Here is a 24963-nt window from a genome sequence, read left to right on the forward strand (position 1 = left end):
TCGTCAAAATAGGTGAAATTACGTAGCCTGGCTACCCGAAGGCGGGCATGGCGATGGTCCCGCACGGAATCCGCGCGGGACCATCGTCAGCGGCATCAGACCGGGAAGCCGACTCCGGCGGTCAGGAGGACGTTCGCATAGGGGGTGTCCTCGGCGGTCCGCACGGCGAATCGCACTCCCGAGGCGCTGCGCTTGAGCTCAGCGTGCGAGACGCTCGTCAGCGGCGCGCCCACGCTCCCGCGGATCACGGCGTCGACGAGCGGGTTCGCCGCCGGCAATTCGTCGGCCACGAGCACCGCTTCCACCACGATCTCGTCGAGGATTGCGCGGAGCACGGGTTCGAACCGCGGCAGGCCATAGACGACTCGGAGGTCGACGACGGGAACGCCCTCCGGTACGGGGAACCCGGAATCCACGACGAGGAATCGGTCGGTGTGGCCGAGGCCTGCCAGATGCTTCGACAGGTCGCCGTGCAGGATGCCGTTGCGCTTCATATCAGGCGTCCTGGGAGGTCGGCGCGACGACGATCTCGCGGAAACTGATGTGCTGCGGCAGTTGATACGCCGTCAGGATCGCGGCGGCGATGTCGTCAGGGGCGAGCCCGCCGCCGATGCTGCGCTTGTAATCGAGATAGCCGTCCAGGACCTCCCCATGCGTGTGCCCGAGCAATGACGTATCCACCATTCCAGGAGCGACGAGCAGCACCCGCACGCCGTGTGCGGCGTTCTCGCGCCGCAGGCCCTCGGTCATCGCGTGCACGGCGTACTTCGTCCCGTTGTAGACGGTGTGGTCGCCGTAGAGCTGCTTGCCGGCGATCGAGCCGATGTTGACGATGGTGCCGCGTCCACGTCGCTGCATCCCGCCCAGGACGAGCTGGCTGTTCTTCATCAGCGCGACGCAGTTCACGTCGAACTGCTCTTGCACGAGTGCGGGGTCCTGCTCGGCCACGGGCGAGAGCGCCATGAGACCGGCGTTGTTGATGAGGAGGTCGACCGGGCCGAAGCGCTCTTCTGCACGCGCGATCGCCGCCGCGACGGCCGGAGTGTCGTTCACGTCGACCGCGGCGAGCTCGGCCTGGGCGATGCCGAGCTCCTGCATCGGCTCGAGGCGGCGCGCGATGAGCAGAAGCGGATGGCCCGCGGCGGCGAAGGCGCGCGCGGTCGCGGCGCCGATGCCCGAGCTGGCACCGGTGATGACGACGAGCGGGAGGGGGGACATGTCTCTCCTTTGAGGGAATCGGGTCGAGCGGAGGATCAGAGGGGAGGCAGGGCCGCGATGCCGGCGACGGCTGCCTCGAACCGTGCCCTGGCGCGGGCGTACGCATCGGGATGCTTCGGGAGGATGCGTTCGGCGACGGTGTGGGCGCGATCGGTGGGCGAGTAGTCCTGCCAGGTCCCGAGGCCGACGAAGACGATCGCGGCCGCGCCCAGGGTGGCCGCCTGCTGCTCGACGTCCGTTCGAACGAGCGGCGTGCCGAGGATGTCTGCGTAGATCGCGTTCCAGACGGCCGAACGGCTGCCCCCGCCCGAGATGAGCAGGTCGTCCTCGCTCCCGCTGAGGGTTCGCATGAGCCGCAGCGATCGGTCCAGAGAGAATGCCACGCCTTCCAGACACGCACGGATGAGATCGGCGGGGGCCGTGCCCAGTTCCAGGCCGGCGAAGGCGCCGCGCGCACCGGGACCGCCTTCGGTTGGTGTCCCGCCCGCCAGCGTGGGGACGAACACGGCGCCGTTCGACCCTGGGGTGCTCGCCAGGGCCGAGTCGATGAAATCCTCGACCGCGCGGCCGGGAGCCAGAAGGCGATGCAGCCAGTCGAGGCTGGTCCCGCTGCTGAACGTGGACAGCGCGCTCACGTGCATGCCGGGAATCGCGTGACGGAACACATAGGGGCGCGTTGCGACGTCCACGACCGGCTGTGCGCTGCTGACCGTGATCCAGCTCGACGAGCCGAGGGCCGCGTAGATCCTGCCCTCCGCCGTGGCGCGGGACCCGAGTGCCATCGCCGCGTTGTCGACCGCACCGGCGAACACCGGGATGCCGGGCGGCAGGCCCAGCGCGCCGGCGGGATCGGGCAACAGTTCGCCGACGGCGTCGTGCGATTCGCGCGGGGAGGGGAACAGGCCGGCGTCGAGGTCACCGGCGTTCACGAGGTCGGCGTCGTAGTCGCCGTGCGCGAGCGAGTACGCGCCGGATCCGGATGCCATGGAATGGTCGGTGGCGGTGCGTCCGGTGAGACGCAGGTTGATCCAGTCCTTCGAGCCGAGCAGTGCTCTGGTGCGGCGCCAGCCGACCGGGTCCTCGCGGCGGAGCGTCTGCGCCTTGAAGAGCGGGTACAGGGAGGCGCCGAAGCCGTTGCCCGTGCGCCGGTACCAGTCCTCTTCGTCGATGGTTTCGAACACCGCAGTGCTGTCCCCGCGTGCATCGGACCAGATCGGCGTGGCGGCACCGATCAGGCGTCCGCCGGCGTCCACCTGGACGACCCCGAGGCTCTGCCCGGACAGAGCGATGCCGGCGATCCGGGCATCGGCGCCGGGAACCTTCGTGAGGAGGGCCCTTGTCGCGGCGATGACCGCGTCCCACCAGTCCGCTGGGCGCTGCTCGCTCCGGCCCGGTGCGGGGTGGAGCGTCGGGTAGGCGACGACCGTCTCGGCCAGCATCCTCGGCTCCGATGTCCACAGGGCGGCCTTGCAACCGCCGGTGCCGAGGTCGTATGCCAGCGCGAGATCGTCCATCATGGCCTTGCGGAACGGGCGAGGTCGCTGAGGCGCTCGAAGGATGCACCGGACGTCGGGATGTCCACCTGGAACACCTCGGCGATCACCTGCGTCCAGCCGTGCACGAAATAGATCCAACCATCTTCCACCCGCAGCGCGCGAGCGTCCTCCTGCGCGCGGGCCTGGTCGAGGAAGACGAGCTCACCGCGGTAGTTGAGATCCCACGCGACGCCGTGCTCAGGGAAGACGGCCGCGTCGGTGAGCGGCGAACCAGGCGCATCCTTGCCCAGACCCGTCGCGTTCACCACCAAGGAACGCGACGGCAGGGATGCGAGCACGCGGTCGTTGTCCTCGGGTGTCGGGGTGAGCACGTATTCGAAGGGCGTGTCGGTGTCGATCTCGGCGTGGATCTCGCGCAGATGATCGAGCCGCGCGGCGGAACGGTTCGTCACGATGATGCGCGAGGGGCGGTCCTCGGCCGACGTCCGGCGCGAGAGATACCAGCTGATCGCGATCGTCGAGCCGCCAGCCCCCATGCTCACGGCCTCGGCCGGTGCGGCGGACCAGTAGCCGGCGGGGAGGAAGGCGTCCAGTGCCAGACCGCTGGAGATCGGGTCCTTGGCGTGGCAGATCAGCTTTCCGTCGCGCTTGGAGATGCAGCTCGTCTCTCCCATCAGGCGCGCGAAAGGATCGATCTCGTCGAAGAGATCCGCGCACGCCGCGTAGAGGTCGATCTTGTGCGTCGTCACGAGCGCGCCGAGGCTCAGCGGGTCAGCGGCGATGAACTCGACGACGCGGCGATAGTCGTCGCGCGGTGCGTGCAGGGGCATGTCGATGCCCTGGAGCACCGCGCCGTCGAGGAGCAGCGCCTCTGCCCAGAGCGGGAACACGTGCTGAATCGACGAGCCTCCGGTGGTCACACCGATGAAGTACAGCGTCGGGGACTCCGCTGGGCGGAGCGTCTGTGCGGTGAGGACGGGGAGGGTCATCGTTCTCCCCCGTTCTCGATCGCGGCGACGGCGGCGACGGCTGCCTCCGCGTTCATCCCGAAGCGCGTGACGCCGAGCTCAGCCATGGTGCGGATGGTCTCGACGGTCCTGATCCCGCCTGCAGCCTTGAGCGCGGCGCGGCCGGCCGTGCGCTCCGCGATCAGCCGGATATGGTCGATGGTCGTGGGCCTCCCCGACCATCCGGTGCCGGTCTTGATCCATGGCACGCCGGCCTCCACGGCGGCGTCGACGCCGCACCGGATCTCGTCGTCGCCGAGATGCCCCACCTCGAGGATCGCCCTGAGCGGCACCCGTCCATCCACGAGCGCCACGACCTGCGAGAGCTCGCGGCGCACGTAGTCCGTCTCACCCGAGCGCAGCCGTCCGACCGCGACCACGACGTCCAGCTCCTGGACGCCGTTCTCCAACAGTTCCGTGGCTTCGGCGAGCTTGGTGGAGGTGGTCGCTCCGCCGCTGGGGAATCCCACCGGCGAACCGGCGAGCACCCCGGAGCCCTCCAGCAGGGCACGCAGCTCCGTCAGTCTGTTGGGCAGCACATGTGCGCTGACGAAGCGACCCGCCCGTGCGCGGTCGGCGAGTTCGACGATGTCCGCCCGGCTGTGCTGGGCCTGCACGCAACTGATGTCGATGTGCGCGGCGAGGTCGGCGAGGACGGGGTTCTGCTCAGGCACGATAGCCTCCGTGATCCGGGTTGGCGCGGGTCGTCCAGCCGCCGAGGCCGTCGCTGACGACGAGCCGGCTCATCCCGCCGGCACGTTCGATGATGCCGTAATCCTGACCGGCCTCGGTCGCGTAGGCGAACAGCGTGACCAGCAGCTCGTCACCGACGTTGACGCTGCGGTGAACCCATCCCCCAGGCACGTGGACGGAGATGCCCGGCCCGATCGGGACGGCGCGGGACTCGCCCTCGACGCTCTCCAGGAGCATCACCCCGGAGCCAGAGACGCCGTGGTAGAGCTCGGCGAACTCCGCCTGGGCGTGCAGGTGTCCGCGCGTCATGGCGAACTCGTCCCCGATCCGGCCGGGGCGCAGGACGCTCAGGCCGATCGTGAGCGCTCCACGTCCGGTGTCGGGCGTGCTGCTCTCCACCCAGTAGACCGGCTCGCCGTCGTCGGACGCGAGAGCATTCTGAAAGTCCTCGGTCGATCGGTAGAGACCGGCGAGGTCGGCGAGGTGCTTCTCATAGCGCTCCGTCGAGCCGGTGAACCGTCCGCGGTCGGCGTCGACGCGCAGCGCGACGGGTTCGGCCGGATGTGCAGCGGTGGGCATTCGGTATCCGTTCTGTCGTTCTGTAGTTACACTACCTGAATGACGGAGATGCACACAATCAGATCCGGTTTTAGTCTGAAAGCGTGCCCATTTAGGTAGTTGTGCTACTTCTAGATCATGAGCTTTCGTGAACTGAACACGGGATGGATCCTGCGGTCGACCTCAGCGGAGATACCGCAATCGCTGGCCCGGCCGATCGCCGACGGCGTCGAGGCCACCGTCCCTGGAGTGGTGCACACCGACCTCCTCGCGGCCGAGCTGATCCCCGATCCCTACCTCGATGACAACGAGGCCGCCCTGGCATGGATCGGACGCGCGGACTGGTCGTATCGCATGTCGTTCGAGCATGCGGCTGACGGTCATGATCGGCATGATCTCGTCGCCGACGGCCTCGACACCGTCGCCACGGTGGTCCTCAACGGGGTCGAGATCGCGCGGACGGCCAATCAGCACCGCGGTTACCGCTGGCAGGTCGACGACATCCTGCGCGAGGGCAGCAATGACCTGGAGGTGCGGTTCCGGTCGCCCATCGCGTACGCGGAAGAGCGTGAGCGGGTCCTCGGCACTCGCCCGCATTCCTATGTGCATCCGTTCAACGCGATCCGCAAGTCCGCCTGCAACTTCGGCTGGGACTGGGGGCCGGCGCTCGTCACTGCGGGGATCTGGCAACGGATCGGGATCGATGCATGGAGTGAGGCGCGCGTCGCCGCTGTTCGCCCGATCGTCGGTGTCGGGGGCGACCCCCGCACCGTGCAGGTCTGCGTCGAGATCGAGCGCTCAGCACAGGCGGGTGAGCTCCGCGTTGATGCCGCGCTCGCCGGCGCCAGTGCCGACACGATCCTCGGCCCTGGTGAGACCACGGCTGTGCTCGACCTGCACGCGGACGGTGCCGCCCTCTGGTATCCGCGCGGTCATGGTGCGCAGACCCGGCATGAGCTCAGGGTCGCTCTCGACGGAGAATCCGTCTGGGCGCGAATGATCGGGCTGAGGGCGGTGACGCTCGATACGCAGGCGGACGAGCACGGCAGCGGATTCACCCTCAGGGTCAACGGTGAGCCGGTGTACATCCGCGGCGCCAATTGGATCCCCGATGACACGTTCTTCCCGCGCGTGACGAGAGCACGGCTCGAGCAGCGCTTCGACGATGCGGTGGATGCCGGGATGAATCTCCTCCGCGTCTGGGGCGGCGGCATCTACGAGACAGAGGACTTCTACGACATCGCAGACGAGCGAGGGGTGCTCGTCTGGCAGGACTTCCTGCTGGCCTGCGCGGCGTACAGCGAGGATGCGGAGCTGTGGACCGAGTTCGAGGCGGAGGCGAGGCAGGCCGTGGGCCGGCTGTCCGCCCACCCGAGCCTCGTGCTCTGGAACGGCGGCAACGAGAACATCTGGGGCTGGGTCGACTGGCACTGGCGCGAGCGTCTGGCCGGCGCGACCTGGGGGGAGGGCTACTACCAGGAGCTCTTCCCGGAGATCGTGGCCGAGCTCTCCCCGACGACGCCCTATTCAGCAGGGAGCCCCTACGGGTTCAGCCGCTACGTGCACCCGAACGACCCCGCCCACGGCACGATGCACATCTGGGACGTCTGGAACCGCGTGGACTACACGACCTACCGCGACTACGAGCCGAGGTTCGTCTCCGAGTTCGGGTTCCAGGGCCCTCCCGCCTGGAGCACGCTGTTCTCCGTCGTCCACGACGAGCCGGCCGATCCGCACGGGACGCACATGCTCGTGCACCAGAAGGCGGTCGACGGTAACGGGAAGCTCGAACGCGGCCTCGGAGCGCACATCGCCGCCCCGCAGGGGATCGAGGACTGGCACTGGGCGACGCAGCTGAACCAGGCGCGCGCCGTGCGCTTCGGCATCGAGCACTTCCGATCCCTGCATCCGATCAACCAGGGATCGATCGTCTGGCAGCTCAACGACTGCTGGCCGGTCATCTCCTGGGCAGCCGTGGACGGCCACGGTATCCGCAAGCCGCTCTGGCACGCCCTGAGGGAGGCCTACGCGGATCGTCTCGTGACGATCCAGCCACGCGGCGATGGGCTTTCGCTGTTCCTGCACAACGACTCCGCTGAGCCATGGAGCGCTGATCTCGTCGTCCGCGCTCTGCGGCTCTCGGGGCAGGAGCGTGACCGGCGGGCGGATCGTGTCCACGTCTCACCCAGGCAGACGCTGTGCGTCCCGCTGGAGATCGCCGTCGAGGACGCTGAGGAGGAGATGCTGGTCGCCGAGCTCTCTACGGGCGAGCGCGCGTTCTGGTACCCGGAGGAGGACCCGCGGATGCGGCTCGATCCGTGCGCTGTGAGCGCCTCGGCGGAGGTGGACGAGGACGGCTACCGACTCACGGTTCGGGCGGGCTCGCTGGTCAAGGACATCGCGATCCTTGCCGACCGGGTCCACCCTGCGGCGCGCGTGGACCGGGGGCTCGTCACGCTTCTGGCGGGCGAGGAAGCTGTGTTCCGCATCCAGGCCCCGGCCGGGCTGGCCCCCGACGCCTTCACCGCGGCGCACATCGTCCGCTCTGCGAACGATCTCGTTCCCGTGCGGTGAGGCACGTGGCGGCCCGTCAGTCCACGGGCCGCCACGTGAGCCAGCGTGCGGGATTCGCCACCAGTACCTGCTCCACGAGCGCGTCACCGCCTTCGGCGCGCAGCCTCGGGAGGAACCGCTCGCCGAGATAGGCGAGCCCTGGCATCCCCCCGTAGGCGCGGTACCGGGTGCGGCGCGCGACATCGCCGCCGAGCAGGATGCGATCAGCGCCTCCTGCCGAGGCTGTCCGGATCAGGCAGTCCAGCAGCACCGAGTCGGGCCACTCCCGATGGCGTGCTGCGCCGTCGTAGCCGAGATAGGCTCCGGTCGCGGCCAACTCGGCGTGCAGACCGGGGTCGGGGGCGCGATCGGCGTGGGCGAGCGCCACCGAGGTCGGCGGGACGCCAGCCTCCTGCAGCGCGGCGAGCGCCTCGAAAGCCGCCGTCCCGTGCTCGAGGTGCACCATCACCGGTGCGCCCGTCGTGCGGTGCGCCGCCCCGATCGCGGCGATTGTCCTGGCGGCGAGGTCGTCGATGCGCCAGTATCCGAGGCCTGCCTTCAGCACGCCCGCACGTGCTGCCGAACGGCTTCCGTCCGTCTCCGCCGCCCCGTCGACGAGGTCGGCACGGAACGCCTCGGCCAGTTCCTGCTCGGACGCGCACAGCAGCGGGTGATCGTCCGCGTAGTGCTCGCGCCGATGCACCCCGGTGGTGAGGACGACGTGCATGCCGAGCCGTCGAGCGATCCGAGCGATCGCGGTGGGGCGACGACCCAGCCCGAGCGGCGTCGCATCGACCATCGCGTCGAAGCCGGAGCGCTGCAGGTCCGCGGCCTCTGCCGTGCTCCGGCTCTCATCGTCGAGGTCGTCGCCCGGCAGCAATGGCGATTGCTGGAAGAGGTGCTCGTGATAGTCCGTGCGGCCGAGCGCTTCCGGGCGGATGTCGCCGGTCGCCACGCGCACGAAGCCGCTCACGCGCGCACCACGTGCGCGGGAGTCCTGCCGGAGAGCACCGCGAGCAGGCCGTCGGTCGCCATCCGGCCCATCCCGTCCACCCCTTCGCGTGTCTGGGCGGCGAGATGCGCGGTCACGATGACCCGATCGGCGAGGTCGCCGGCGAGCAGCGGCGAACCGGCCTCTCCGGTGTTCTCGGTGGCGAGGGTGTCTGCGGCGTAGGCGAGCACCCGCCCCGTGCGCAGGGCGGAGGCGAGTGCGTGCTCGTCGACGAGATCGGCGCGCGCGGTGTTCACGATGATCACCGGGCGATCAGACGTCGCCAGCCATGCCTCGTCGACGACCCGCTGGCCGCCCGGGGCATGCAGGCTCACGATATCCGCGAGGGCTCCGACGGCGGCGAGATCCGCCCGCTCCACCACGTCGAAGAGCGGGTCCTCGTCGGTCAGCCACGGGTCGACACCGAGCAGATGAGGGTGGAAGCCGCTCAGTCGCTCGACGACCCCGCGGCCGATCCTGCCGAGCCCGACGACGCCGACGGTCAACGCACCCAGCTCGCGGGTAGACCAGCCCGTCCAGTCGCCGGAGCGGACACGGTGATCGGCGGCCGGGATGCCGCGGAGGGCGGCGAGCATGAGCGCCACGGTGTGATCCGCGACGGCGCCCGCGTTGGCGCCGGGCGTGTTCGTCACGACGATTCCGCGTCGCGCCGCCTCGGCCACGTCGACGTTGTCGACCCCGACGCCATACCGGGAGACAACCCGCAGTCGTGGTGCGCGCTCGAGGTGCTCCTTCGTGACACGGCCGGTGCCGGCCACCCACCCGTCTATGCGCGGCAGGATGTCGGCGAGGTCGTCGAGCCTGTGCGCTGAGCCGCGTCGGATGACCTCGTGTCCCGCTTCCTCGAGCTCCTCCTGCAGGGGGAGCGCTCCGGTTCCGAACGATCGGGAGGTGACGAGGACGACGCTCATTCCCCCTCGACCGCCCCGCTCGGCTCCGCGCCGTGGCGCATCGCGGCGAGCTCGCTCTTCATCCGCCTCACGGCCGCCGCGTGGTCGGTGCTGCTGCGGAGTGCGACGCCGGTGGCGAGGACGTCGATCACGACGAGTCCCGCGATACGGCTTGTCGACGGCGTGTAGACGTCTGTGTCCTCGAAGGTGCGCACGACGAGCGGCACGTCGGCGAGCTCGGACAGCGGGCTCGTGCGACCCGTGATCGAGATCACCGTCGCCCCCGCCTTCTTGGCAGCTTCGGCGACGATCATGGTCTGCTCGGTGTGGCCGGTGTTGGAGATCGCCACGGTGACGCTCTTCGGGCCGCTCATCGTGGCCGCGATGAACTGCTGGTGGAAGTCCTCCGGCGCCTGGCAGGGAACGCCGAACAGCGGGAACTTCTGCTGGGCGTCCTGGGCGATGATGCCGCTGGCGCCGAAGCCGACGAACAGGATGTCGCTCGCCTGGCCGAGCAGTCCGATCGCCTGCTCGACGGCGTCGGACGCGAGGGTGCGGCGCGCCCGATCGAGGCTGGAGATGGTGTGGTCGAAGAGCTTCTCGGCGAGATCCGCTGCGGAGTCTTCGGCGGTGATCGATGAATGGGTGACGGGCAGGCCGAGCGCGAGCGTCTGAGCGAGCTGGATGCGGAAGTCCTGGAACCCCTCGCATCCGATCGAAGCGCAGAAGCGCATCACGGTCGGCTCGCTCACCTCTGCGGCCTCCGCGAGCCCCGCCATGGTGAGCTGCGAGGCCGCCACCGGGTCGTCCAGGACGATCGCCGCGACGCGCTGCTCGGACCGCCGTAGTAGCGGAACCTGACGTGTGATGCGCTCGAGAAGCGTGTCGGTGGACTCCTCGGCGACGACGTCGTCACCCTGAGAGCTCTGGGTCGTCATGGTGACCTTCCCTCCATGTAGTATCGCTACAAACCTTAGAGCACGTTAGCAGAGAGGCACGCATGTATCGAGAGCTGCTCGACCTGGGCGGCAGGGTCGCCGTCGTCACCGGTGGATCGCGCGGCATCGGGTTCGCCGTGGTGTCAGCGCTGCACGAGTTCGGCGCCCACGTCGTCATCGCCGACCTTCTCGATGAGCAGGGCGAGGTCGCCGCCGCGTCGTTCGGAGAGCGCGCAGAGTACGTGCACCTCGACGTCACCGATGCGGGGGAGGTCGAACAGGTGTTCTCCGACATCGCGCGCAGGCTCGGCCGCATAGACGTCCTCGTCACCTCCGCTGGCATCGCCAACCACGATCCCTCCCTCGACCTCGAGCGGGAAGCGTGGGACCGCGTTCTCGCCGTCAATGCCACCGGCACCTTCTGGTGCGCGCGAGAGGCGGCGCGCCATATGCAGCACCGTGGCGGTTCGATCGTCGCGATCGGATCGATGTCGGGTGAGATCGCGAATGCGCCCCAGCGTCAGGCGGCGTACAACGCCTCGAAGGGCGCGGTGCACCTGGCGGTCAAATCGCTGGCGATCGAGTTCGCCGACGCGGGCATCCGCGTGAACGCCGTCGCGCCCGGCTATGTCGGCACCGAGCTCACCAAGCAGGGCGTTCCCGCGGACTGGTGGGACGACTGGGTGCGCCGCACCCCGCTCGGCAGGCTCGGCCGGCCCGAGGAGATCGGTTCGCTCGTCGCGTTCCTCGCCTCGGATGCCGCCTCCTACATGACCGGATCCGTCGTGCTCATCGACGGCGGCTATTCGGCCTGGTGATCACGATCGCAGGGTGTGCCGTCCTGCCTTCAGCTCGCGCCTGAGCCCCGGCAGCTCCACCTCGACGGTGATGCCGACCGGGACGACGCAGCGAAGCTCGACGCCCGATCCGACCTCTTGCCACGAGACGGCCAGCTCGCCGTAAGGCGTCCGCACCGCCGTGCTCGCGGTGCGGACGCCGCATCCCAGTATCCGCGGAGCCACCCGTGCACGACGCCAGCCCGGCTCGAGGGGGGCGAGACCCGCGACGTCGCGGTAGAGCCAGTCATCGATGGTCCCCAGGAAATAGTGCCCGCGCGATCGCGATGCCGGGTGCCAGTGCTCCCAGAGCGACGTGGCGCCTTGCGCGATCCAGAAGCCCCAGCTCGGGAACGTCGTCTGAGTGGCGATCGTCCACGCCGCCTCGGCATGCCCGAAACGCGTGAGCACGGGAAGGATGTACTTCGTCGCCAGGGCGCCCGTTCCGAGATGCCCGTCACGCTCGCGCACATCGGACGCGAGCCTGTCGGCGGCACGCGAGCGGACGTGCTCCGGGAGCACGTCAAAGGCCAGCGCCAGCACTGTGTGCGCCTGGCGGTAACCCTCGTCACCTCGACCGCGCACCGTGTCGGATGCGTCGTCCCAGAACGCCGCCACGAACGCATCGCGGCTGCGTCGGCCCGCCGCCACCCACTCCGCGGGGTCCTCGTCGAGGGCAGCGGCGATCCGCGCCGCCGCGTCGCACATGGCGATGAGATAGGCGGTGGCCGCGACGCGGGTGTCCTCGGGGGCGTTGCCGCCGCCCGGGTCGGTTTCCGGGCTCACCCAGTCGCCCAGCGTCGTCTGCGCGATCCCATCGGGACAGCGCCCGAGCTCGAAGCGCAGGTAGTCGCTCGCGTCCGGCCAGACGTCGGCGAGGATGCGCACGTCTCCGGTATGGAGGTGAATCTCCCATGGCACGAGCAGCAGCGCCGCGTGCCATGTCGGCGCCGGCGTCCAGTCCATCCGCCAACCGCCGTGCGGAGCGATGACCTCGGGTGCGCCTTCGCCGTGTCGAGAGTGCGCGATGTCCAGCGACCACTTCGCCAGCAGCTCGTGCACATCAAGGTTCTGCAGCATGAGCTGCGCGCCGAGCATCCCGTCACCCGTCCACCCGTTCTTCTCGTACTTCGGGGTATCCGTGGGAAGACCGTGCAGGTTGTTGAGCACGGTGCGCACGGTGAGTTCGTGGATGCGGTCGAGGAGTGCGGAGTCGGAGGAGAATCTTCCGGTACGCTCAGCGGTCGTGTGAACGCGTTGAGCCCTGATGCGCGGGAGCTCTTCTGCGCGGATCTCAACGTGCTGGAAGCCGTGCCAGACGAAGCGCGGGCGCCAGCGCACCGTCGAGCCGTCCAGGACGAGACGGTCCATCTGGAACCGGCCGTCGAAGTATCCCTTCTCGTCGACGCAGTTGGGAGTCCCGTCCTTCTGCAGGCTCTCGCCGAAGCGCAGCTCGACCGTCGAGCCGGACGGACCGGTGGCCGTGATATCGGCCCAGCCCGCGATCACGCGATCGAAGGACGCGACCCATCGTCCCGGGGAGAGCTCCGTGACCGTCACCGGCTCGAGCGTCTCGGCGACGCGGATGTCGGGCTGACGCTGATGCACGGCTCGGCCTCGGGGGCCGTCCACGATCGCTGCGGGCGACCAGTCCCCGTGGTCCTCTACGTTGCGGCTCCAGCAGGGGATGCGTCTGCGGGCGTCGTGGTCCTCGCCCGCGTAGAGATCGTCGAAGGTCGTCGGACCGTCCGTCACCTGCCAGTCCGCCGAGGTCGCCACGATCCGTTCGCCCGAGGAGGTGCGCACGAGGAGCAGCATCCGCACGCACGGGTCGGCGTGCCAGGGGGCGGTCTCCCAGTTCCAGGTGTTCCGCCCGCGCATCCCGTAGAAACCGCGGCCGAGCTCGGCGCCGAGCATGTGGGATCCGATGCCGAGCCGATCGGTGACGTCGACGACGGTGTACTGCGAGACCACGTCGTAGTCGGTGAAACCGGGGCCGAGCACGGTGTCGTCCAACGGCTCGCCGTCCAGCTCGACGTGGGCGAGGCCCCCTGCGCCGACGGCGAGGTACGCCTCCACGGCGGGCTCTGCGAGCGTGAACCCGTGGCGCAGGAGAGGGGCCGCCGGATCGTCGCGCCGGGGCGATCCGATCCACTCCGAGCCTCGCCAGTCGCCGTCCAGGATGCCGGTGACGAAGCTGCTCGACGAGGTGGCGGTGCCGACGCTCGTCTCCACCCGCAGCGTCCAGCTGTAGCGCCGCAGCGACTCCAGAGGAGCGCCGGCGTACTCGATCTCGCTGCACCGCTCGTCGGTGACGACGCCGCTGTTCCACGCCGTGTCCTCGCCGCACCGGACCTCGATCGACCAGGAGAGCTGGCGTGCTCCGTTCGTGCCGACTACGACGTTCCAGCCGAAGCGTGGCCGAACGTCGACGCCGACGGGTTCCCGCGCGTGCTCGACCGTGAGGGCCTGAAGCCCGATCATGCGCGTGCCCTCAGCTCTGCCAGCTCGGGGGCGCCGCCGTAGCGGCTTTCCAGTGCGGCCTCCACGTCCGGGTGCTCGGCGAGGAAGCGCGTGAGAGGAACGGGGACATCCTGCGGGCGGGTCTGCTTCTGATTGATCTCGCCGAGCAGGCTCCACCGACGATCTCCGAGCTCGGTCGGTTCCGCGGGCGCATCGTGATACGCGGTGTAGTCGAAGACGGAGACGCCATCGGAATCCGAGACCGCCCCGAGGCGGAAGTCCGCCGTCATGAACCAGGTCACGGTCTCGCCGGCGCGCGATGCCTGCACCCCGCTGCCGGTCTGCTGCAGGAGGTAAGCGAGGTCCTCGTTGTCGGCATGACTCGTCCGCCAGGTCTCACCGAACTCGGCGATCGTCGGCATCCGCAGGTCCGGCCACCGGAGCCGCAGGTCGCCGAGCCACCCCGACCACGCGTCGAGCGTCGTCGGATCGACGGCCAGCCCGCGGGCGATCTCGCTGATCTCGTAGTTCACCGTCAGCCAGCCCAGTCCATTGCGCTCGACATTGCGATCGTTCAAGTGGGCTTCGCTGGTGGCGTGCAGCTCGGTCAGCGCATCAGCGCGGGGGAGCCGATGCAGGGTCTCGATCGGTCCGAGTCCCAGACGAGAGTTGAACTCGCTCGACATCCCGGCCGTCCTCGCCGCCACGAGGTCGACGGTCCAGCCGTCCAGCTGTACGGCGTCGACCCGGTCGGCGCCGCGTCCTGGCACGAGGAAGTTCCGAGACGAGGGGTAGTACGGGTACGCGATCGAGCCGTCGCCGTCCTGGAGGTCGATGTCGAACTGGCTCCAGATGTTGCCCTGCACGGTGCGCAGACCCAAGCGCCGAGCCATGGCGATGTTCTCCGCCGAAAGGAACCCGGCGACGAGGGATCGCGTGGGGCGGTCGAAGCTCTCGTTCAGCAGCATGACCGCGTCCTCGATGTCGCGGCTGACCTCGTCCCGAGTGCCGTACAGGTTGGCGAAGAACCCGCCTGGCACGAACGCGACGTCGTCACCATGTTCGCGCGCAATGCGCGCGAGAGTACCGCGGATGTCGCGATAGCGTCGAGAGGTGTCCGTGATCGCACCCCACGAGAGCGCCCACGTCAGCCGGGCGCCGGGAACGGCCGTGCGGACGGCGTCGGAGAAGCGCTCCACGAGTGCGGCGGAGTGCAGCTCGGTCTCGTCCTCCCAGAGCGACCGGGTGCGCGTCGCCTCGATCTGATGGCGGCGGATGACGGTATTGACGGTGAGGTTGCGGCCGAGGCCCTGTTGGTCTGCGGGAGCGTTCATGAGTCGAAACACTACCTGCGGATTGGGAGATTCACGTAGTTTCACTAGCGAATTTGGCAGTGGAGAGCAGCTTTTGCCGAATCGGCCTTCCAATTTTGGGGAAAGTGTGTAGTATCGCTACCAATCACATTCCATGTCGCGGGTGCACTGCCGCGACGATCGACGGAGATAAAGGAGAAGCCATGACGAAGTGGCTCAAGAGCGCGGCACTTGCCGGGGTCGGCATCATGGCGGTCGGCGCGCTCGCCGGATGCACGAGCGGGGGCGGCGGTGACGAGAACGTCGAGCTCAGCTTCCTGATGTGGGGCGACGGCGGCGAGACGCAGACGGCATACGAGGACGTCATCGATGCCTTCGAGGAAGCCAATCCGAACATCACCGTCAACGCCGAGTTCTTCAACACCAACGACTACGACAACATCCTGAAGACCCGCCTCTCCGGCGGTGCGGGACCCGACGTGTACGGATTCGACCTCGGTAACATCGATACCTTCATCGCCGACGGGTTCGCGGCCGACCTCTCGGAAGGCGGCGAGAGCTACCTGTCCAAGCTCAACGACGAGGCCGCCGAGGACAGCCAGCGCGGCGGCGGAACCTACAACCTGCCGATCTCGGTATCCGGCAACGGCCTCATCTACAACAAGGCCGCGTTCGAGGCGGCGGGGATCACCGAGGAGCCGACGACGTACAGCGCCCTGCTGGAGGACTCCCAGAAGCTCCTCGACGCCGGCTACACGCCGTTCGCGATGAGCGCTCAGGACAACTGGTGGCCCCAGTTCATCGTCTACTACCCGCTCGCCGAGCACGGTGCGAATGAGGAACTGGGCGCCGAGATGGCAGCGGGTGAGGCTACCTTCACCGGCAACAAGGCATGGACCGACTCCCTCGACATCGTGAAGGAGCTCACGCCTTTCTACATGCCGAACCCCGTCGGAACGAACCAGACGGCAGCGCAGTCGGCGTTCCTCGCCGGTGACGCCGCGATGTTCCCGGCGACCTGGATCCTCTCGGACGCGAGGGATGCCGGGCTGGACGTGGGCTACATGAACTTCCCCACGACAGACGAGCCCACCGATGCGATCTGGGGCACCTATCAGGTGCGTTTCGGTGCGAATCCGAACAATGGCGAGGCCAAGCTCGCCGCAGCGCACAAGTTCCTCGACTTCTTCCTCCAGGACGACGTCTACGCCGACTTCCTGGCCAAGGTGAAGCTCTTCCCGACCACGACGGGCGTCGAGATCGGTGAGGACGTGGACCCGCTCTTCCCGGATATGCAGGCATCGTGGGAGGGGAAGCAGTTCATCGCCGCCTTCTCGCCGACGGACCCGAGCATCCAGGATGCGCTGCTGGTAGGCCTCCAGGACATCATCAGCGGGCAGAAGGACACCGAGCAGGTGCTCGGCGACCTCGACCGCGCGCTCGAGCAGTACATCGCGAACAACGGCTGATCGCAGAAGGGGCGGGCTGCACGCACGTGCAGTCCGCCCCTTCTTCTGTCGCGCACGCCTTCGTGCGCTCTGAGGAGAAGGAACGGACTGATGACGACGCAGAGACGGCCCGGGGCCGGGGCGACCATCGAGATCGGCGACGCGCGACTGGTCGTCGCCTTCGACGGACTCACCGGCGGCCTCGTCTCGCTTCGCGACGAGGCCGAGGCGCACTGGCTCGCAGGCATCGAGGGCGGTTCACTTTTCGTGCTGGAGGTTCCGCGCGGAGGCGACCGGACGGTCGTGGTCGCAACGGGAGACCAGCAACTCAGCGAGTCCGAGACCGACGCCGATGGACGCACCGCCGTGCTCCGCTGGCGCGATCCGATCACCTCTAGGGGTGAGCGGCTGACCGGCGTCGTCGAGGCCCGTGCCATCGTCGAGGACGGTGCACTCCGGCTCTCGCTCGCGTACAGCCTGGATCACGCGCCGGTAGAGGCCGTCCGATTCCCCTCGATCCGCGGCCTCCGTCCGAGCAGCGGCCGTCTGGAGCTGCGCGGTGTCGACTACTCGACAGGAACGCGCGTCGGTCTGCTGCCTCGCTTCGACAGCAATGCCCCCTACTGGGGCACGATGTTCCCCGACTACGCCAGCGGCAACCTCCGCCCCGAAGTCGTGGGCAATCCCACATCGCCGTTCGTGATCCTCGCCTCCGAGGAGAGCGGGCTCACGGTGCTGCCGACGCGGCCGACGTTGGACTTCATCGGGTGGCGCGCATCACTGGAGCCGGGATTCGCCGACAGCATGGTCCGATCGGCCGGTGCGGATGCGGCGGTGACCCTCGACGCCATCCACTTCCCCGCGGGCGATGGCACGGCGTCGGTGCTGCCGGACATGAGCGTCGCGCCGTATCTCGGCGGGTGGCAGGAGGGCACGCGGGTCTACCGGCGCGCGCAGCAGCCGACCCGACGTTCGGGCGCGTCGTGGCTGGAGAGTCCTCGATCGTGGCTCCAGGTCCAGCTCATGTCCACCGAAGGCGAGGTGAGGTACGACTTCGACGCGCTCGTGGGGATCATCGAGGAGTGCGCGGCCGCGGGCATCGGCGCCATCCAGATCGTCGGCTGGAACGAAGGCGGACAGGACGGTCTGGTGCCGATCCATCGCGTGTCCCGGAAGCTGGGCGGCGAGTCCGGGCTGCGCCGCGCACTGCAGCGCGCACAGGAGCTCGACGTGAAGACGGTTCTGTATGTGAAGTACGTGTGGGTGGAGAAACCGGGCCCGGTCTGGGACGAGTTCGAGCCCTTCGTCGCCCGCGACACGAACGGCCAGCCCTACGCCCAACCTGGTCCGGTCTATCATTCCTCGCGGAAGAGATACGGCATCAGCACGCCCTGGTACGTGCCGCTCTGCTTCGGTGTGCCCGAGGTGCGCGAGGGGTTCGCCGAGGAGATCGCCGGACTCGCCGCCCTGGGAGCGGACGGCGTGCTCGCCGATGAGTCGCTGTACCACGGCCGCTCGTTGCTCTGCTTCGCAGAGGGCCACGGGCATGCGCCCGGGGAGAGCTCCTTCCGTTGGGACGGGGTGTTCCTGGATGACGTTCGCCGCCGCCTCGGCGACCGTGCGGACTCGTTCGTCCTTGCCGGGGAAGGGGCGTACGACGCGCAGTTCGAGCACTACGACCTCTCATACTTCCGCAGCGCGTCGCCCGGCCACGTGCCCGTCGGGCGGATGCTGCGACCGGGAGCTGCGATCGTGACCGCACTCACGGGATTCGACGATCGCTCGATGGTGAATCAGGCGCTGATGTACGGGTACGGCCTGAGCTTCGAGCCCTACAACTTCAAGGGTCGACCCGGCGACATGCCCGACACCGTTCGCTACGGCGTCCAGATGGATGCGCTGCGTGCAGAGCTGGCCGACTGGCTGTGGCGCGGTGAGCTCGTCGAGATCGCTGACGGCGTCGACGCCGGTTTGCCCGAGGGCGTTCGACGTGCACGCTGGCGTGCTGCGAACGGATCGACGTGCCTGGTTCTCGTCAACCAGGGAGACCGACCGCAAGATGTCGCGCTGGACGACGGTGCGGAGCACGCTGAGCTTCGGCGGCCAGAGGAGCCGCGCCCGACCATCCCGGAAAGCTCGGTTCGGATCCTCCCCGGCGGAGCGGCAGTGATCAGGTAGCAGCACTAGCGCGATTCCCATCCTGCAAGGCCCTAGGGGGTTCTATCCGCCTCGGAATCGACGCCTTGTCCACATTCATGTAGTATCGCTACATACCGAGTCGAAGACGATTGGAACAGCCATGACGCAACGGACGTGCGAAAGGCGGAGCGCAGCATGAGCGCTCTCATCGATGAACGACCAGTGACCGTCACGGCGGCGCGACCGACGAAGACCTGGGCCGAGCGGCTCTGGACGGGCCAGTCGCCCACCGGGAAGTTCTGGATCGCCGTCGCACCGGCTCTGGTGCTCTACGTCGTCTTCACGATCTATCCGATGATCCAGGTCGTCGTCGCGAGCTTCACCGACGCCAAGGGGTTCAACCGCCCATGGGAGTTCGTCGGTCTCGACAACTTCGTGCGGATCTTCTCGGGTGACCCCGATCTCATGCAGGCGGTCGGCAACACGGCCATCTACGCCTTCTTCAAGATCATCGTCCAGACCGTGCTGGCGTTCCTCATCGCCGTGCTGCTTCACCGTCAGTTGCGTCTGGGCAACATCTACCGGGCGATCTTCTTCGCCCCGATGGTGATCTCGCCGGTCGCGATCGTCTTCACCTGGAGCTTCATGTACGACCCGACCTCGGGGACGTTCAACACGATCCTGAACAGCATCGGCCTGGGCGCACTCGCCCAGGACTGGCTCGGCAACTACGACCTCGCGCTGTACAGCGTCATCCTGGTGGACATGTGGAGCGGTCTCGGGTTCAACATCGTCATCTTCCTGGCCGGGCTCTCGACGATCCCCTCGGAGATCCTCGAAGCGGCGAAGGTGGACGGGGCTCGTGGCTGGAAGTCGCTGCGCTACATCACGCTGCCACTGATGATCCCCTCGATCGGTCTCGTCCTCGTCCTGGCCGTGAACGGCGCACTGCGTGCGTTCGACACGGTGTATCTCATGACCAAGGGCGGGCCCGGCAACTCGACCCAGCTCTACATGACGAAGGTGTTCCAGGAAGGGCTGGTCAACAACAACTTCGGTTACGCCTCGGCGATGGCCGTGCTGGTGATCATCGTGCTCATCGCGATCGCCGCGCTGCAGAACCGATTGAACAATCGCATCGCCGAGGAGGAGGGCAGCCGATGAACCGCCGTTCGACGGCGCGTGCACTGCGTCGTATCCCGGTCAACGTCCTGCTGATCGTGCTCAGCATCCTGATGGCCTATCCGATCGTCATCATCGTGATCACCGCGTTCAAGCCGAACCTCGAGGTGCTCACGAATCCGACGGGACTCCCCATCGAGCCGACCTTCGACAACTTCGTCACGTCATGGCAGCAGGCAGGTTTCACCAATCTGTTCGCCAACTCCATCCTTCTGACGCTCGTGAGCATGACCATCGCGACCCTCATCGCAGCTCTTGCCTCCTATGCGATCGTCCGTCAGGCGACCAAGATCGGCTCGGGCGTGTATCTGCTGATCGCCGCGGGAATCTTCCTCCCACTGCAGCTCGCTCTGGTGCCGCAGTTCCGCGTGGTCCGCGACCTCGGTCTGATCAACAACTACGCCGGTGTCATCCTCATCTACATCGCGGGGGCGATACCGTTCGGCGTGTTCCTCATGGCGGCGTTCATGAAGCAGGTCCCGAAGGAGATCGTCGAGGCGGCGATCATCGACGGTGCGGGGTACTTCCAACTGTTCTGGCGCATCTTCTTCCCGCTGGCCCGTCCGGCGGTCGCCACGTTCTGGGTGCTGCAGGGCGTGGGCGTGTGGAATGACTACCTCGTTCCGCAACTCTTCCTGACGGACCCGAGCAAGAGAACGCTCACCACGGGAGTGCTGTACTTCAAGGCGCAGTATCTGGCTGACTGGGGCAATATCATGGCGGCCGTGCTCATCATGAGCCTCCCGATCCTGCTGCTGTTCATCTTCGCGCAGCGCTACTTCGTGAGCGGCCTCTACGCGGGTGCGGTGAAGTAGCCGATGGCGCGCGGCGAGTCCCTGGACGACGTCGAGCGGGAGCGGCTGCGAGACTCTCCGCTGTGGGGCGACCGAGCGGTGGAGATCGACGCGGCACTACCCTCCCTGCCAGTCGACGCCGTGGAGGGGGAGCCTTCAGGGGTGACGTCCGCGCTCGGGCGGATCAGCCTCGACGGTGAGTGGCTCATGCGCGGTGCGCTGCCGGGTCGGGAGTTCGCGCTCGAGCGGTGGACGCCCGATCGTTCGGAGCGGGTGCGGAGGCTTCCCGTGGGGTGGCACCGCGAGGACACCGATCGCTCGGAGTGGATACCGGCGACGGTCCCGGGGACGGTGCAGGGAGCGCTCGTCGCCGCGGGGGAGATGTCGGACCCGCTTCTGGATGACAACACCTATCGGGAGCTCGTCGAGCACGGGGAACCGGCGCATCGGCCGTGGCCGTTCCGCCGTACGCGTGTCGAAGAGCAGGAGTGGTGGTTCGCCCGGCGCTTCTCCGTGCCAGAGGAGTGGCGGGGGCGCCGGGTCCGGCTCGTCTTCGACGGTATCGACTACGCATCCTCCGTGTACCTGAACGGGGAGCCCATCGCCCGTCAGGTCGGCATGTACGGCGGCCCCGAGATCGATGTGACCTCCGTCTTGCGGATCGATGCGGACAACGAGGTCGTCGTGCGCGTCGATCCGCCGCCGCAGGACTGGCACGGCATCATGAAGCCGTCGCCGGGCTGGGGCTGGCACTACGGCCACCTCATCAGCATGGGGATCTGGCGCCCGGTCCGCCTGGAGGTCGTGGAGGACGTGGAGGTCCAGGACCTCTTCGTCCACACGCTCGAGGCTTCGCGGGACCGGGCGCGGCTCCGCGTCCAGTGGGATCTCTTCTCCGAGGAGTCCCTCGATGCGTCGGTCTCGATCGTCGTGCGTGCGCCGAACGGAACCATCGTCCGCTCCCTGGTGGCGACGGTGGTCGCCGGGCGGTGCAGCCGTCATCACGTCGAGGTGGAGGTCGACGCGCCGCAGCTCTGGTGGCCGTTCGGCTACGGCGAGCAGCCGCTCTACATCGTGGAGGTCTCCTCCGGGTCGTCTTCCGCCTCGACGACGGTCGGCATCCGGACGGTCGAGTACCGTCCTCTCGGGGAGCGTCACGGTCCAGAGCTCTACGACTGGCAGTTCACGATCAACGGACGCGCCCTGTTCCTCAAGGGCGCGAACTGGTGCTGGACCGATCCGATGGCGCGGCGTGGTTTCGAGATCGATCGGCACCTGCTCGGGCTCGTCGAGCGTGCGAACCTGCAGATGCTGCGCGCGTGGGGCGGAGGGACCGTCGAAAGCGACGCGTTCTATGACGAGTGCGACCGGCGCGGCATCCTCGTTCTGCAGGAGTTCCCGCTCTCCTTCGGGCTCGACTCCACCATGGCGGATCTGGCTGCGCTCGACCAGCAGGCGTCGCGGATCATCCGCCGGCTGCGCAACCACCCTTCCCTGGTGTTGTGGGGTGGTGGCAACGAGAACCCCGAGACGATCACCTCCGATGATCTGCTTGCGGTGATCGGCAAGCGGGCCGGTCAGTACGACCCCTCCCGGCGGTTCCACCGAAGTGATCCGTGGGGCGGGAGCGAGCACTTCTACGGCGTATACCACGAGGGGATGCCTGTCGACGCGTACCGGGATCATCTCCCGATCGTCTTCGGGGAGTACGGTCTCTCCAGCCAGTGCGACCTCGACAGCATGGCGCAGTTCCTCGACCCCGCTCTGCTCCAGACATGGCCCCCGCCCGAGCACGGTGCGATCCTCCAGCATCAGTCGCAGTTCTCGCTGTTCGACCTCGTGAAGCAGGCGCGATATGCGGATTACGGGCCGCTGACGGACTGGGCGACGTTCATCGAGTACTCGCAGCTCGCCCAAGGCGATGCGCTGCGGTTCGCATCGGAGCGGATGCGTGCACACAGCGGGGTGGAGACAGCGGCGTATTGGTTCTACAAGGTGGGCGAGGTGTTTCCCGGCGCATCGTGGGCCGTCATCGACTACTACGGGCGCCCGAAGCTGTCGTACTTCCGTGCACGGCAGTTCGGGGCTGCGCTCTCGGCGTATGCGATCGCCGACCGGACCGAGTGGGAGGCGGGCGAGGCGTTCCGCGCGAGCATCCACGTCTCGAACGACCGACCGATACCGATTCAGGGGGCGACCGTGCGCGCGCGCCTCCTGAACCAGAGGTTCGAGCTGCTCGCAGAGCGGATCGCATCGGTCGATGTGGATGCCGACGGCCGTGCCGATGTCTTCGATCTGGTGGCACGGCTTCCCGAGGAGGGCATCGCTCCTCTTGTTCTGAGCGTACGACTGGAGGATGGTGCAGGAGAGCGCATCACCTCTTCCTGGTACGCCTTCAATGCGCATCCGAAGACCGAGCGCATTCGGGAACTGGAAGCGCTGCCGATGGAGGATCTCGAGGCGATGCCCGCCGGCGAGGTCCTCCTCGAATACGCGAGCGATCGACCGGCGCCTCTGAAGGAGCAGCCGGCGACGAGCCTCACGGCCACGATCGTAGACGGGGGGCTTCGCGTCTCCAACGTCGGCCCTGTCCCTGCTCCGATCGTGATCATCGACGGGTTCCCGCACGCTCCAGGTCGCTGGCTGGAGGACAACGCCTTCGGATTGGACGCGGGTGAGTCGCGAGTGGTCGGGTACGACGCCGACGGAGCCGACATCTCGTCGATCTCGGTGCGGGCGTGGAACGCGCAGGCGGTCGGGCTCAGCTGAGCGCCCTCACGCCTGCACCGCCTGACGCAGCCACCGCTCGACGCCGGCGATGTGGGCGGTGGCCAGGGAGGTCGCGAGGCTCGAGTCGCGCTGCGCGATGGCATCGGCGATCGCTCTGTGCTCGGCGAGGGTCCGCTCGACGGCGCCCTGCTCGGTGAGCCCGCGCCAGATGCGCGCCCTGACCGTCTGGCCGCTGAGGCTCTCGACAAGGCTGGCGAGGTACGCGTTGCCCGCCATCCGCACGATGTCGCGGTGGAATCGGATGTCGTGGTCGACGAGGTCGTCGATCGACACGGTGGCGTCCACGCCGTCGATCTCGGCCTGCAGCGCCTGGACCTGCTCCTCATCGCCGAGGGTGGCGGCGAGCCCCGTCGCCTGCGATTCGAGCATGCGGCGCACGGCGAAGATCTCCAGCATGGAGTCGTCGTCATGCATGTCGATGACGAAGCTGATCGCCTCGAGCAGCAGATGCGGCTCCAGGCTCGTCACATAGGTGCCGTCGCCGCGACGGACATCGAGGACGCGGATCACCTCGAGGGCCTTCACCGCCTCTCGCATGGAGTTGCGGGACAGCCCGAGCCGTTCGGAGAGCTCCTTCTCCGGGGGCAGCCGGTCGCCGGGGGCGAGCTCGCCCGAAACGATCATCGCCTTGATCTTCTCGATCGCCTCGTCTGTGACTGCCATGGGCTCATCGTAGCCAATCATCGGATGTCTGGGGCAGGATGGGGTCATGCGTGTTCTCGACTCCCACCTGCACCTCTGGGACCCCGCCGTTCTCGACTACGAATGGCTCGAAGGTCCCCTCGCCTACACGTTCGCCGGGCTCGAGCTCGACAACGCCAGGATCGAGCGGACGGACCAGGAGAGCGCCGTCTTCGTCCAGGCCGACTGCGTCGAGGCGCAGTACTTCGATGAGGTGCGATGGATCGATGGGCTGGCCGAGGAGGTGGGCATCAGCGCCATCGTCGCGGGTGCTCGATTGAACCGGGGCGAGGAGACCCTGGCCCAGCTCGACGCACTGACCGCATTCGGACGTGTGGCAGGCGTCCGGCATCTGCTTCAGGGCGAGCCGGTCGGCCTCGCCGTCTCGCCGGCGTTCCTCGACGGGGCGCGAGCGCTCGCCGAGCGCGGGCTGAGCTTCGACGCCTGCGTCAGGGGTGCGGGGCAACTCGCGGACATCGACGCCCTGGCACGTGCCGTTCCCGACCTGCGGATCGTGCTCGATCACGTCGGCAAGCCCGCGGTGGGCACGGCATCCGCCCCGCTCGCGCCGACGGCCGAGTGGGTGGCGGGGATCGACGCGCTCGCGCAGCGTCCCGAGGTGTACTGCAAGCTCTCCGGCATCCCCGCCGAAGCCGGAGGCGACTGGAGCACCGAACAGATGATCCCGTTCCTGGATGCCGCGGCCGCCGCCTTCGGCGTCGACCGGCTGATGTGGGGGAGCGACTGGCCGGTGTCGGTGATCGGTCCTGCAGAACAGGACGACCCGCACGCGCCAGCCGATGGATCTCCGACGTATCAGTACTCGGGCCGCAGTCGCTGGGCGGATGCCGTCGCGGACTGGGCCGGATCCAGGGGCCACGACGTCGAGGCGATCATGTGGGACAACGCCGCGCGCTTCTACGGCATCGGCTGACTCGGATCGTCGAGGTCA

At 68.1% G+C, this 24963-nt stretch carries 20 protein-coding genes; 8 read left to right on the forward strand and 12 right to left on the reverse strand.

Going from position 1 to position 24963, the window contains the following annotated elements:
- Window positions 1-95: 95 nt before the first annotated feature.
- Genes rbsD through ACWGJP_RS07420 form a run of 6 tightly spaced genes read right to left on the reverse strand, consistent with a single transcriptional unit; the run spans window position 96 to window position 4993 of the window.
- Window positions 96-494, reverse strand: a complete 399-nt coding sequence (gene rbsD / locus ACWGJP_RS07395) for a D-ribose pyranase (protein ID WP_452329106.1) — start codon at window positions 492-494, stop codon at window positions 96-98.
- A 1-nt stretch (window position 495) separates the two neighbouring features.
- Complete coding sequence (locus ACWGJP_RS07400; protein WP_452329107.1) at window positions 496-1218, reverse strand: SDR family oxidoreductase; 723 nt, start codon at window positions 1216-1218, stop codon at window positions 496-498.
- A 35-nt stretch (window positions 1219-1253) separates the two neighbouring features.
- A complete protein-coding gene (locus tag ACWGJP_RS07405; protein ID WP_452329108.1) occupies window positions 1254-2735 on the reverse strand; it encodes a xylulokinase in 1482 nt (493 codons plus the stop codon).
- Window positions 2732-3703 (reverse strand): shikimate dehydrogenase family protein, encoded by a 972-nt coding sequence (locus ACWGJP_RS07410; RefSeq protein ID WP_452329109.1) that lies wholly within the window; start codon window positions 3701-3703, stop codon window positions 2732-2734. The genes ACWGJP_RS07405 and ACWGJP_RS07410 overlap by 4 nt, the downstream gene beginning before the upstream one ends.
- The gene (gene deoC / locus ACWGJP_RS07415) at window positions 3700-4395 is read right to left on the reverse strand and encodes a deoxyribose-phosphate aldolase (protein ID WP_452329110.1); all 696 of its coding nucleotides are present in this window, start codon (window positions 4393-4395) and stop codon (window positions 3700-3702) included. The genes ACWGJP_RS07410 and deoC overlap by 4 nt, the downstream gene beginning before the upstream one ends.
- On the reverse strand, window positions 4388-4993 hold the full coding sequence (locus ACWGJP_RS07420) for a glucose-6-phosphate isomerase family protein (RefSeq protein WP_452329111.1): 606 nt from the start codon (window positions 4991-4993) through the stop codon (window positions 4388-4390). Before ACWGJP_RS07420 ends, deoC begins: the two co-directional genes overlap by 8 nt.
- A 117-nt stretch (window positions 4994-5110) precedes the next feature.
- Here ACWGJP_RS07420 and ACWGJP_RS07425 point away from each other — a divergent pair, with 117 nt between their 5' ends.
- Complete coding sequence (locus ACWGJP_RS07425; protein WP_452329112.1) at window positions 5111-7546, forward strand: glycoside hydrolase family 2 protein; 2436 nt, start codon at window positions 5111-5113, stop codon at window positions 7544-7546.
- A 16-nt stretch (window positions 7547-7562) separates the two neighbouring features.
- On the opposite strand, the gene ACWGJP_RS07430 is transcribed toward ACWGJP_RS07425, so the two are convergent.
- Genes ACWGJP_RS07430 through ACWGJP_RS07440 form a run of 3 tightly spaced genes read right to left on the reverse strand, consistent with a single transcriptional unit; the run spans window position 7563 to window position 10365 of the window.
- Window positions 7563-8498 (reverse strand): phosphotriesterase family protein, encoded by a 936-nt coding sequence (locus ACWGJP_RS07430; RefSeq protein WP_452329113.1) that lies wholly within the window; start codon window positions 8496-8498, stop codon window positions 7563-7565.
- Window positions 8495-9448, reverse strand: coding sequence for an NAD(P)-dependent oxidoreductase (locus ACWGJP_RS07435; protein ID WP_452329114.1), 954 nt, complete (start codon window positions 9446-9448; stop codon window positions 8495-8497). Before ACWGJP_RS07435 ends, ACWGJP_RS07430 begins: the two co-directional genes overlap by 4 nt.
- Window positions 9445-10365 (reverse strand): SIS domain-containing protein, encoded by a 921-nt coding sequence (locus ACWGJP_RS07440; protein ID WP_452329115.1) that lies wholly within the window; start codon window positions 10363-10365, stop codon window positions 9445-9447. Before ACWGJP_RS07440 ends, ACWGJP_RS07435 begins: the two co-directional genes overlap by 4 nt.
- Before the next feature lie 62 nt (window positions 10366-10427).
- On the opposite strand from ACWGJP_RS07440, the gene ACWGJP_RS07445 reads away from it, so the two are divergent.
- Window positions 10428-11183 carry an SDR family NAD(P)-dependent oxidoreductase gene (locus tag ACWGJP_RS07445; RefSeq protein WP_452329116.1) on the forward strand — a complete coding sequence of 252 codons (756 nt, stop codon included), beginning with the start codon at window positions 10428-10430 and terminating at the stop codon, window positions 11181-11183.
- Here ACWGJP_RS07445 and ACWGJP_RS07450 read toward each other — a convergent pair whose 3' ends face one another.
- Together ACWGJP_RS07450 and ACWGJP_RS07455 are read right to left on the reverse strand one after the other, a co-directional pair.
- Complete coding sequence (locus ACWGJP_RS07450; RefSeq protein ID WP_452329117.1) at window positions 11184-13685, reverse strand: family 78 glycoside hydrolase catalytic domain; 2502 nt, start codon at window positions 13683-13685, stop codon at window positions 11184-11186.
- On the reverse strand, window positions 13682-14998 hold the full coding sequence (locus ACWGJP_RS07455) for a DUF3863 domain-containing protein (protein ID WP_452329118.1): 1317 nt from the start codon (window positions 14996-14998) through the stop codon (window positions 13682-13684). The genes ACWGJP_RS07450 and ACWGJP_RS07455 overlap by 4 nt, the downstream gene beginning before the upstream one ends.
- A gap of 182 nt (window positions 14999-15180) precedes the next feature.
- Between ACWGJP_RS07455 and ACWGJP_RS07460 the strand changes: the two genes are divergently transcribed.
- The 5 genes from ACWGJP_RS07460 (at window position 15181) to ACWGJP_RS07480 (ending at window position 23309) form a co-directional block, all read left to right on the forward strand.
- Window positions 15181-16446: an ABC transporter substrate-binding protein gene (locus ACWGJP_RS07460; RefSeq protein WP_452329119.1), complete on the forward strand. Its 1266-nt coding sequence runs from the start codon at window positions 15181-15183 to the stop codon at window positions 16444-16446.
- A gap of 90 nt (window positions 16447-16536) precedes the next feature.
- On the forward strand, window positions 16537-18603 hold the full coding sequence (locus ACWGJP_RS07465; RefSeq protein WP_452329120.1) for a hypothetical protein: 2067 nt from the start codon (window positions 16537-16539) through the stop codon (window positions 18601-18603).
- A gap of 156 nt (window positions 18604-18759) precedes the next feature.
- Window positions 18760-19728, forward strand: a complete 969-nt coding sequence (locus tag ACWGJP_RS07470) for a carbohydrate ABC transporter permease (RefSeq protein WP_452329121.1) — start codon at window positions 18760-18762, stop codon at window positions 19726-19728.
- Entirely contained in the window at window positions 19725-20561 is an 837-nt protein-coding gene (locus ACWGJP_RS07475; RefSeq protein WP_452329122.1) for a carbohydrate ABC transporter permease, read from the forward strand. Before ACWGJP_RS07470 ends, ACWGJP_RS07475 begins: the two co-directional genes overlap by 4 nt.
- Before the next feature lie 3 nt (window positions 20562-20564).
- Window positions 20565-23309: a glycosyl hydrolase 2 galactose-binding domain-containing protein gene (locus tag ACWGJP_RS07480; RefSeq protein ID WP_452329123.1), complete on the forward strand. Its 2745-nt coding sequence runs from the start codon at window positions 20565-20567 to the stop codon at window positions 23307-23309.
- Between the two features lie 6 nt (window positions 23310-23315).
- Here the strand turns inward: ACWGJP_RS07480 and ACWGJP_RS07485 are convergent, their stop codons facing one another.
- On the reverse strand, window positions 23316-23993 hold the full coding sequence (locus ACWGJP_RS07485) for a FadR/GntR family transcriptional regulator (protein WP_452329124.1): 678 nt from the start codon (window positions 23991-23993) through the stop codon (window positions 23316-23318).
- 46 nt (window positions 23994-24039) lie between these two features.
- On the opposite strand from ACWGJP_RS07485, the gene ACWGJP_RS07490 reads away from it, so the two are divergent.
- Window positions 24040-24945 (forward strand): amidohydrolase family protein, encoded by a 906-nt coding sequence (locus ACWGJP_RS07490; RefSeq protein WP_452329125.1) that lies wholly within the window; start codon window positions 24040-24042, stop codon window positions 24943-24945.
- Window positions 24946-24963 lie beyond the last annotated feature (18 nt).

The sequence above is a fragment of the Microbacterium sp. NPDC055903 genome (genome assembly GCF_053615555.1).